Source organism: Elusimicrobiota bacterium (assembly GCA_016788905.1).
GTDB lineage: Bacteria > Elusimicrobiota > Elusimicrobia > FEN-1173 > FEN-1173 > JADKHR01.
The window spans coordinates 1-5954 of the sequence record JAEURZ010000027.1; the positions used below are offsets into that span (position 1 = coordinate 1).

The window sequence follows — 5954 nt, forward strand, 5'->3', positions numbered from 1 at the left end:
GTCGATAAAATGGATTGTTCGCACAATCATTTTACCACGAACGGGGGATTCCCTTATTTTTCCCCGGACAGGTGTGTCACATTGACGAATCCGTCGTCATTTGGCATGCCAAATGACGACGGAGACCCTCAGAAAAAGTTCCCGGGTCCACAAAGACGCGGCCTTCGAGACCTACATTCTACACGAGCTGACCTGTTGCCGAAACTATAACGGCCTCCCGGCGTTGTCCTTCTGGAAGTCCACATTTCAGTTGGAGGTCAATTTTCTCATCGGCGACCGGATCGCGATAGAGGTTAAAGCCAAAGCAAATGTGGGCCCCCATGACCTACGGTCACTTCACGCCATCAAGGAGGAAGGGCCGTTCCGCCGTTTCATTTGCGTCTCGCTTGACCCCCACCCGCGCCAGGTGGACGGCATTGAAATTCTCCCCCTGGCCCACTTCCTAAAAGCCCTTTGGTCTGGCGATTTCAGATGAAAACGGAAAATGGGGTCAAGTCTTGAATTTGCATTCATTTGGAAAGAGTTAAAAATTAAGACTTGACCCCTTTCTCCTTGACAAATGGTATTTACCATTTTATAATACCATTATGGCAAAAACAATTCCCATGGACCGCGCGGGGCGGATCGTTTTACCGAAACCGATTCGCGATCGGCTTTGCTTGCACGAGGGGGATCGTTTGGAATTGGAAAGTGAAGGCGATCAGATCACCCTTCGGATCCCGAAAGGGGCAACGCCGCTCTGCCGGGAACAGGGGGTATGGGTTTACCGTTCCGGAAAAAGAACCACGGAATCGATTCCGGATTTAGTGGATCGCTCACGAAATGAGCGACTGGGGATCATCGAGCCTTGAACCGCTTTTTTGATACGTCCGTTCTGGTCGCGACGTTTTGGGGAGACCACCCTCACCATGAGGCCAGCCTCCACGCTTTTGCCTCCACCACAAAATCGACAGGTGCGTGCGCTGCCCATTCATTGGCCGAAGTCTATGCCGTGTTAACCCGGCTTCCCGTCCGTCCCGTGGTCGCACCGGCAGACGCTCTTCTTTTCATTGAGGAAATCCAAAAACGCTTAACCGTCGTTCTCTTAAATGAAAGGGATTACGCTGAAACCATCAAACAAACTGTCGACCTCTCCCTGGCCGGTGGCCAGATCTACGACGCCCTCATCCTCCTCGCCGCTGAGAAAATCAAAGCCAAAACAATTCTCACCTGGAACATCAGCCAATTTCGCCGCATCGCACCACGTCTAGCCAACCGGATCCGAACCCCCTAAAATCGTCCGTTCACACCAAGCCTATTGATCAGTTTCAGGACAAAGGGAGATTTATCTCCGCCTAGGATCCTGAGACGAAGTCGCAGGGGGGGAACCGACGGGAGTGGCCCTTTGTCGAATCTCGGGTCCAAATGGGGAATTCGGTCTAATGTATTTTGGATTTGAATATTCCAATTATATATGTAAAATGGAGTTATGTATTCCAGATTGATTCAACCCATAAAGGAAAAAAGTTTTTTTCTTTTCGGCCCTCGTGGCACAGGGAAAACGACGTGGACGTCGAAGACATTCCCCAACGCCATCCGAATCGACCTCCTGGAATCCCGATTGTTCACCTCCCTCCTGGCGGATCCCCAATTGTTGGAGGAATGGATCCCTTCTGGACACGAGGGCCCGGTGGTTATTGATGAAATCCAGAAGGTGCCGGCTTTACTTAACGAAGTTCACCGTCTTATTGAAAAAAGACGATTGACTTTCATTCTAACGGGATCCAGTCCGCGGAAATTGCGTCGAGGGGGCGTCAACCTCCTGGCGGGAAGGGCGCTCACGTGTGCCATGCATCCACTCTCAGCCGTCGAAATGGGTAGCGATTTCAACCTGGAGCGTGCCTTGAAATTCGGGCTCCTTCCGGCTGTTCAAACCGAGCCCGACCCCATCCGCTTTTTGGCCAGTTATGTCAAAACATATTTGGACGAAGAAGTTCGCCAAGAAGGGCTCACCCGTCATCTGGATGCCTTCGCCCGATTTTTGGAAGCCGCAAGTTTTTCCCAGGGGTCCACATTGAACGTTTCTGTTGTCGCCCGCGAATGCTCTGTTCAACGAAAGGTCGTTGAAAACTATTTCACTATCTTATCCGATCTTCTCATTGCGCACCAAATCCCCGTTTTCACCAAACGTTCCAAGCGACGTTTGGTGAGCCACCCGAAATTTTATTTTTTCGACGTCGGAGTCTTCCGAACCATCCGCCCGGCAGGGATTTTAGACACACCGGAAGAAGCTGAAGGTCCCGCCCTGGAAACCCTTGTCCTTCAAAACATCATTGCTGTCAATGAAGCCTTAGATTTGGGCTATCAAATCTACTATTGGAGAACGTCTAACGGAACCGAAGTAGATTTAATTCTCTACGGGCCCCGCGGTTTTTTCGCCATCGAAGTCAAACGAAGCCGACGTCTCACCGAAGATTCGCTTGTTGGACTTCAATCCTTTACGAAGGACTACCCCAACGCAAAAGCCATACTTCTCTACGGAGGCCCCCACCACCTTCAAAAAGGGAACATTCATGTCTTGCCCTGCAAGGATTTTCTTCCCAATCTTCCATCCTACTTGAATGGAGGGATTAAACCTTAGGCGGGTTTTAGAACGCTTGCTGTGAGCTGGATCTGTTCTAATGTCACCATGGCCGGCTGAAAGGGGTCCCTTTCCCGCACCCCAGTTCAAATTCATTGACGATCCGGTCGAATTCCGGCTCAATTCTAAACCCCGTAAATGTCTGAATTCCAAACTCCTGCGGAAGCTCTAAAAGAGGCTTCTGTTGCACTTACTGGTTGAATTCACCCTCAATCCCGTTTAGAGTGAAACCGTGGAATTACCCGCCGAAGGAACTCATCAAAAAGAGGAACTGTGAAAGCCATATCTCCATGCGCAGGACTATATATCATTCCTTTCTTTATTAGACCGGCACGAAGGGGCCCCAAAGTGGAAAGCTTAACTTTCAATATATCTGCAATGTCACCCGTTCGGTAGGGACCAGGGCCCAACTCAGCCATCGCACGGAGATAATCTTTTTCTCGAGGGGTTAATCGGTCAAATCTAACACGGAAAAAGTTTTTATCCAGACGGTCTCTCACCATTTCTGTGGCATCACGGATTACGTTAAGGGTAATGGGGGAAGATTTGGCTAGATTCCACGCTTGATACCCCCACTCCTGAATAAAATAAGGGTAACCTTTTGTGAGCCGAAAGATTTCATTTATCGCCGAATGGTCAAATCTTTCCCCAGCTGCCACGACAGGCTCCTGAAGTGCTTTGGCTGTGTCTTTTTCACCCAAGGGCCCGATGTCTGGAAAATCAAAGAGTCGTTCTGCATAGGATTTTGAATCGCCCGCAAGGCCGGGGAGAATCGGCAGACCTGCACCCACAAGGATAAGAGGAAGCTGTCGTTGCTGCATCTTGTGCATCGCCATGATTAAGGCGCTTAGTTCTGTCTGATTCATATATTGTATTTCGTCGATTAAAATGGCGGTCACTATATTTTTCTCTTCCGCCGCTTGGGCGATCGCCACCAATACGTTTGGAAGATCCACCTCCAAATCCCCACTGTCAGCGGTTCCGCGTGCTGGCTCAATATCCATACCGACTTCGATTTCTCCTAGAGTGACTTTAATCGAACCGATGAAGCTTTTCAGAACCGCTATTCCACGGCGGACTTTGTCACTCACTCCTTTCAGTCGGTCAATATCATAGAGAAGCTCTCGAAGATGAGGGACTAACAATTGGCCTAAACGCTTGTTCTCATGGGCTTCAATAAGGATGGTCCGGCAATTCCCCTTTTCAGCGATTCGCCTAATTTGATTCAGTAAAACTGTTTTACCTACACCACGTAGCCCCGTAAGGAGCATGCTTTTTTCTGAACGTTTTGCTTTTATTCGTCCGACCAATACTCGAGCTTGTTCTAATATCCATTCTCGTCCAGCCAACTCCGGAGGTGGGGAACCTGCTCCCGGTGAAAAAGGGTTTTTTAACTTGTCCATGGCCAGCCTCCCTTATAGCTAAATATACCTATTTATACCAACGTATAGCACATTTAGCTTATACATTACTTTAAAATAATTCGGCGGCGACCGGATCGCCATAGAAGTTAAAAGCCAAAGCGAATGTGGGCCCCCATGACTTACGGTCACTTCACGTTAGTAAGGAAGAAGGGCCGTTCCGCCGTTTCATTTGCGTCTCGCTTGACCCCCACCCGCGCCAGGGGGACGGCATTGAAATTCTCCCCGTGGCCCACTTCCTAAAAGCCCTTTGGTCTGGAGACTTTAGCTGAGCGCCTCTGAGGGGATCCTCCGAACCCATTCGTGCATCTCGGGTAAGGGAGGTTGTTACTAAATTTAGCTCTTGAGGATCTCCGGCAGGCCCATGAGAAAATCTTTCATGGGCCACACCTCGATGGGGCCCTCCTGAAATCGTCTGTCTCCCCCGTAAACGAAAAATGTCTTGGCTTTCGGGTAATCGTTTCTAAAAGAGAGAAGTCCGGTAAGAGATTTTGCATTGTAACGGCGCCCACGTTTGACCTCAATGGCAATAAGTCCTCGAGATCCATAGAGAACGAAATCCACTTCCGTTCCATCAGAGGTTCGCCAGTAGTAAACCCCATATCCCAAGCTCAGCCCATCGTTGATCGCTCGTATGTTTTGGAGTAAAAGGGTTTCATACGCGGGGCCTTCCATTTCTTCTGGAGTGTCCAAGGGCCCAGAGGGGCGCAGGGTTCGATACACCCCCACATCAAAGAAAAAGAATTTGGAATGAGACACCAGTCGTCTTTTCGATTTTTTCGTAAATACGGGCACGCGTTGGGCAATCATCAAATCGTCGAGAATGCCAAAATAGGATTCAACAACCTTTCGATCCACAGCGCATTCCCGGGCCACCGCAGCGGTGTTTAAAGGACTCGCCTGAGAAAAACTGGCTGCTTCTAAAAAACGCGCGAAAGACATCAGGTTCCGCGTCAGACCTTCCTGGCGAACCTCCTCGTCCAAATAGGTTTTGACGTAAGTGGCCAGATACTCCCCAGCATCTAATGTTTGGGCCGATGGCAAAAGGCCAAATTTCAAGGCATTGGATAAATCGAAATCATCACCCATCTCCACCGCTGTCAACGGGTGCATCGCCCGTGTGAGGGCTCTTCCGGCCAGGAGATTGACTCCGCCCCTCCAAAGCTTTCGTGCACTGGATCCCGTCAAAAGAAACTTCAATTTTTTCCCCTCAATGAGTCGATGGACCTCATTTAAAAGCGCCGGGATCCGTTGAACTTCGTCGACAACCACCCAAGGCTTTCCGGAAGGGATCATCGTTTCGAGTCTTTGGGGACCGGCCAAAAGAGTGGCGTACGTCTGGGATTCCAAAAGATCGATGCGAACAGCGTCCGGCAAAATAGTTTTCGTCCAAGTTGTTTTCCCTGTCCCTCGCGGACCCAAAAGGAGCAAAGATCGGTCAGCGGGTGCGGAATTTAGTCTGGAATACATAACTCCATTTTACAGATATATATGGATTTGTCAACTCCAATTAATCTTTGGAACTTATTTTGGGGCTTCAGGGTTTGGGTGTCTGTTTAGCATGGGGGAGTGAAATTTGTAGTTGCCCGATTTATCGGGCGATTTTCCATCGAAAGAAGCGGCCTCAAAAAAATACCGGCCCATGGGTGGGGCAACGATGAAACCCAAAACTCATCGGTCACCCTCCGTAGCTAAACAGACACTGTCACTTTAGCCTTCCAAAGCGGGACGGGCGCGAAGGGCCAACGGGAGTGGCCTTTCGGGCCTGGGGCGAAAGAGCCGCTGATTCGAGACGATGGAGACCCACTTTTTAGGACGAACTTTTTGAGAAACAAAAAAAAGAGGCCCTTCGTCGAATCTCAGGTCCAACTGGGGATTTCGGGTTAATAAAATCCCTTGTTTTTTATCCCGAC

6 protein-coding genes are annotated in these 5954 nt (G+C 49.7%); 4 read left to right on the top strand and 2 right to left on the bottom strand.

The features are described from left to right. Nucleotides 1-112 precede the first annotated feature (112 nt). The 4 genes from JNK54_10050 to JNK54_10065 all read left to right on the top strand — a co-directional run bounded on the left by JNK54_10050 (nucleotide 113) and on the right by JNK54_10065 (nucleotide 2620). Nucleotides 113-475, top strand: a complete 363-nt coding sequence (locus JNK54_10050; GenBank protein ID MBL8024602.1) for a hypothetical protein — start codon at nucleotides 113-115, stop codon at nucleotides 473-475. Between the two features lie 112 nt (nucleotides 476-587). Beyond that, entirely contained in the window at nucleotides 588-851 is a 264-nt protein-coding gene (locus JNK54_10055; GenBank protein ID MBL8024603.1) for an AbrB/MazE/SpoVT family DNA-binding domain-containing protein, read from the top strand. After that, the gene (locus JNK54_10060) at nucleotides 848-1273 is read left to right on the top strand and encodes a PIN domain-containing protein (GenBank protein ID MBL8024604.1); all 426 of its coding nucleotides are present in this window, start codon (nucleotides 848-850) and stop codon (nucleotides 1271-1273) included. Before JNK54_10055 ends, JNK54_10060 begins: the two co-directional genes overlap by 4 nt. 195 nt (nucleotides 1274-1468) lie before the next feature. Further along, nucleotides 1469-2620, top strand: coding sequence for an ATP-binding protein (locus JNK54_10065; GenBank protein MBL8024605.1), 1152 nt, complete (start codon nucleotides 1469-1471; stop codon nucleotides 2618-2620). Between the two features lie 209 nt (nucleotides 2621-2829). Here the strand turns inward: JNK54_10065 and JNK54_10070 are convergent, their stop codons facing one another. Together JNK54_10070 and JNK54_10075 are read right to left on the bottom strand one after the other, a co-directional pair. Next, entirely contained in the window at nucleotides 2830-4023 is a 1194-nt protein-coding gene (locus JNK54_10070; GenBank protein ID MBL8024606.1) for an AAA family ATPase, read from the bottom strand. A gap of 354 nt (nucleotides 4024-4377) precedes the next feature. After that, on the bottom strand, nucleotides 4378-5511 hold the full coding sequence (locus JNK54_10075; protein ID MBL8024607.1) for a DUF4143 domain-containing protein: 1134 nt from the start codon (nucleotides 5509-5511) through the stop codon (nucleotides 4378-4380). Between the last annotated feature and the right edge of the window lie 443 nt (nucleotides 5512-5954).

Excerpts from the sequence above, each read along its gene's own strand:
- JNK54_10050 (MBL8024602.1), top strand. The coding sequence starts at position 113 with ATGACGACGGAGACCCTCAGAAAAAGTTCCCGGGTCCACAAAGACGCG.
- JNK54_10055 (MBL8024603.1), top strand. The coding sequence starts at position 588 with ATGGCAAAAACAATTCCCATGGACCGCGCGGGGCGGATCGTTTTACCG.
- JNK54_10065 (MBL8024605.1), top strand. The coding sequence starts at position 1,469 with ATGTATTCCAGATTGATTCAACCCATAAAGGAAAAAAGTTTTTTTCTT.
- JNK54_10070 (MBL8024606.1), bottom strand. The coding sequence starts at position 4,023 with ATGGACAAGTTAAAAAACCCTTTTTCACCGGGAGCAGGTTCCCCACCT.
- JNK54_10075 (MBL8024607.1), bottom strand. The coding sequence starts at position 5,511 with ATGTATTCCAGACTAAATTCCGCACCCGCTGACCGATCTTTGCTCCTT.